Annotated in this window: 6 protein-coding genes; all 6 read left to right on the top strand. The window is 53.1% G+C overall.

Translation table 11 applies throughout. The features are described 5' to 3' along the window. The first annotated feature begins 131 nt into the window (after positions 1-131). The 6 genes from C8D72_RS00080 (at position 132) to C8D72_RS17280 (ending at position 3,004) form a co-directional block, all read left to right on the top strand. A complete protein-coding gene (locus tag C8D72_RS00080) occupies positions 132-755 on the top strand; it encodes a hypothetical protein (protein WP_211308736.1) in 624 nt (207 codons plus the stop codon). Between the two features lie 7 nt (positions 756-762). Beyond that, entirely contained in the window at positions 763-1,056 is a 294-nt protein-coding gene (locus tag C8D72_RS00075; protein ID WP_115852404.1) for a hypothetical protein, read from the top strand. Continuing rightward, on the top strand, positions 1,053-1,361 hold the full coding sequence (locus C8D72_RS00070; protein WP_115852403.1) for an ArsR/SmtB family transcription factor: 309 nt from the start codon (positions 1,053-1,055) through the stop codon (positions 1,359-1,361). Before C8D72_RS00075 ends, C8D72_RS00070 begins: the two co-directional genes overlap by 4 nt. 111 nt (positions 1,362-1,472) lie before the next feature. Continuing rightward, positions 1,473-1,634: a hypothetical protein gene (locus tag C8D72_RS17480; RefSeq protein WP_170140445.1), complete on the top strand. Its 162-nt coding sequence runs from the start codon at positions 1,473-1,475 to the stop codon at positions 1,632-1,634. Positions 1,635-1,755: 121 nt separating this feature from the next. Then, positions 1,756-2,070, top strand: a complete 315-nt coding sequence (locus tag C8D72_RS00065; protein WP_115852402.1) for a hypothetical protein — start codon at positions 1,756-1,758, stop codon at positions 2,068-2,070. Positions 2,071-2,506: 436 nt separating this feature from the next. Further along, entirely contained in the window at positions 2,507-3,004 is a 498-nt protein-coding gene (locus C8D72_RS17280) for a hypothetical protein (protein WP_147301480.1), read from the top strand. Positions 3,005-3,170: the final 166 nt, after the last annotated feature.

Below are 3,170 nucleotides of genomic sequence, written 5' to 3'. Positions count from 1 at the left end.
AATCATCCGATAAATAAGATGACGGGAGTATTGACACAAAAGGTCGAATGACCGATAATACAGGGGTGGTCAGCGAGGGGCTGGCCACCGGGCACAAGCGGCGGCAACCGCGCCCGGGAGCTATCGGGAGAATGGCAATGATCAGAAGGGTTGGTTTGTCAGATAAGCATGATAGGAAGGTTGAAGCGATTGGAAAGCGTTACAGGAGCCTGAGCGAGACAGATATTCGAGCCATGGCACTTTTGGCCGTTAAAGACTTCGACACGGCAATCATGCGGGTTTCTCCGCAGGCTGCTGAAGATGCACGCATCCGCTACTACGCAGCAATCTGGACACTCAATCACGGCACCCTGCTGGGAAGCTTCGCAGAAGAAAACGCGGCTGGAAATTATCTGCAGCGCTTGTGTGCGGCGGCAATCGGGCAGATTCCTCATTGGGGGCAGTATGGTCAGTTTGAAATCAACGTGCAGGGCACTCCGGTAAAAGTGACGCGCACAAGAGCCATCGAGGGGCCGCACAGCGCTTTCCGCTTTGAGGCGCTGGACACGAATGCGCCCTTTTGTGTCAACACTGGCGTCCTGGAGGCGACCTTCGGCTTCCCGCCGTTTCATGTAGAGCGCGTTGTGACGGCATTTTGTGAAAAGCAGCTGGCTGCCAGTGCTGTCGCGCTCGATCCCTCCCGGCACGATGAAGTGCAGCGCCGGTATCGTTTCTGGCAGTGCCAGAAGCATCAGAATCGTAACAGTCAGGTATGAGGTCTTTATGCTGCTTGAAGAGGCGGTCAAAGAGTATCGAGACATGCTGGATGGCGTCGTTGCATGTCCCGAAATAGCGCCGACTTGGTGGGTGCCCGCATGGATGCCCAAAAACAGGGCATGGGTACTTGTGAGGGTAGCTGCTGCGCCGCCTGTGGAAGTCAGCGGCATCTGCATGCTGACCTGGCCCAACGACATCCCAAGGCTTTTCAAGACGCTGGATCAATGTACCCAGGCGCTTGCAGCGATCGGACAGCCGCGAATGGAAGTCACCATCATCCCCAAGGAATCAGAGTCATGACGACAGACCAGGCAAACCTTGATGGCATCGAAGTCGCCGCCAATTATCTGAAACTTCTATCCAGCACCGCTCGTCTTAGAATTGCCTTTTTGATCAGCGATGAAGAGTTGAGCGTCAGTGAGATCAGTGAGCGATTGGATGGCGCCCTGTCGCAATCCGCCCTGTCCCAGCATCTGACAAGGTTTCGTGAAGCTGGTGTTGTGCAGACCCGTCGTGCCTCACAAGCGATCTACTACCGACTGGCCAGTGACGATGTTCAAAGAGTGCTCGAAACTATCGCCAGTCTTGGGCGAGCGCAGAACTGATTGGCCCAGCAAGTGTTCGGGCGCAGGTGCGCCCGGATTGTCAAGGCCAGCGAGTGCTGGCCAGCCGGGCAGCGGCGGCAACCGCACCCGAAAGCCACACAGGAGAATGACATGCTTTCAGAAAACCACATGCACCGTAATCGCAGGACATGGCAAATGGCACAGGACATGCAGCGCTCCATTGCTGCAGGGCGTTCTTATAGGCTGCCCGCGCTGACAGGGCGGCAGCTTCGGGCGCTGACGCTTGCAATCAATGTTTTTTCGCTCAAATAAGATGACGGCAGTATTGACATAAAAGGTGGGATCAACGATAATTCAGGGGTGGTCAGCGAGGGGCTGGCCACCGGGAACAAGCGGCGGCAACTGCGCCCGGAAACGGATAAGGAGAGTCGTTTTGCTGCATACCACAATTTCTATTGTTCGAAATCACACTGATCACCCGCTGGATGTTATCGAAGAGCCCGCAAGGCACGATACCGTGATCCTGCAGGCGCTGGATGAGACAGAAGAAAAGAAGGATCACGTTCAGGTAGGTGAAGGCTCGGACGACGTTGTGATCAATATCTATGTCGATGGTCAGGGGGCGTATTACTGCGGTCTAGGGGCCTGCCAAGTCATGGAGTGGATCGATGCAAATGGGTGTGTGCCGATGTGTTTCGACGGAGAGTTTCGACGAATCACACGCACTGAATACGACATGCTCAGCTGACCGGGCAGACAGAAAGGCGGCAGCCGCCGCCTTTCATTGATCATTGAACCCATCAAGGCGGTGCCAGACATGAAAGTTTTCGCATTCGTGGTCACGGTATTTCTGGCAGGGTGTACCGGACCTGATATCTACGGCAACAATGGCAGGCAGGTTACTCAACCGGGCGCGGCGTCAATCGTGAGCATGCCGAGAGTCACCGGCAATTCCCGGAATGGCTCGGTTAACGGCCGGGCCAGTACCACTATTGGGAACCGTCAGACACCGGCCCGCGTTAGAATCAATACACGAATGACTGACAAAGGGTTGGATATTTCGCCTCATTTGCAGTCACGTTGGTTGAACTGGTCTTTCAGATGATCAAAAAGAGACACAATTTTGCTATACATCATCATGGCGCAATGTAGTAATTAATGAATATTTAAAAAGGGGGTGGTTTATGAATTCATTATTCGAAATAGTTAACATGCTGAATTTTCTGGCATATTGTGGTACGGCTATTTTTGTAGTTTATATGCTAGTAAAGCATTTTCGTGAAGGAAATAATTTATCAAACCTTCTCAACTGGAATCGGGTTATGCATTGCATCGCCTTAGCAGGTTTTGTCAGTGCGTCGATTTACCTTACTTATACTGCTGTTACTCCGAACAAAAATGTGGCCCCTCTTACATCTGAGTCCACTTTTACCTTTCCAATATTGTTCGCCCTTATGTCTTATCTTATGTGTGACATAAGATTACTTTGGAAACTCTTAATTCCTGCCCCTGTATATGTTGCTGGAGTTTGGATTTATTTACTCGGTAAAGGCGAGCCTGCTTCCAGTTTGGGCTTCAATGCTCTGGGTATAATGATGGGCGTGGTTGCACTAATAGGAGTGCCGATGCTCGTTTCTGGAGTGTTTTTTCTATCCCAAGTTAAAGATAATTCCCGACCCTAACGGGCTCTACTCGCTACGCTCCCCGGGCCACGCCAACCCCCGCGTGTCCCGGCCTTCGGTCACGATCCCTAGGCTCCTCCGTCGCTGCGCTCCTGCAGCGCTCCGCTTGCCGCCCCCTTCTCCTCTCGCTGCGCTCGATGCGCGCCTTCGGCTTGCCGGCCGTGGC

Origin of the sequence: Kushneria indalinina DSM 14324, from assembly GCF_003385845.1 — a bacterium.
Taxonomy (GTDB): domain Bacteria; phylum Pseudomonadota; class Gammaproteobacteria; order Pseudomonadales; family Halomonadaceae; genus Kushneria; species Kushneria indalinina.
The sequence above is the reverse complement of the archived record's forward strand: the minus strand, read 5'-3'. Positions and strand labels throughout refer to the sequence as shown.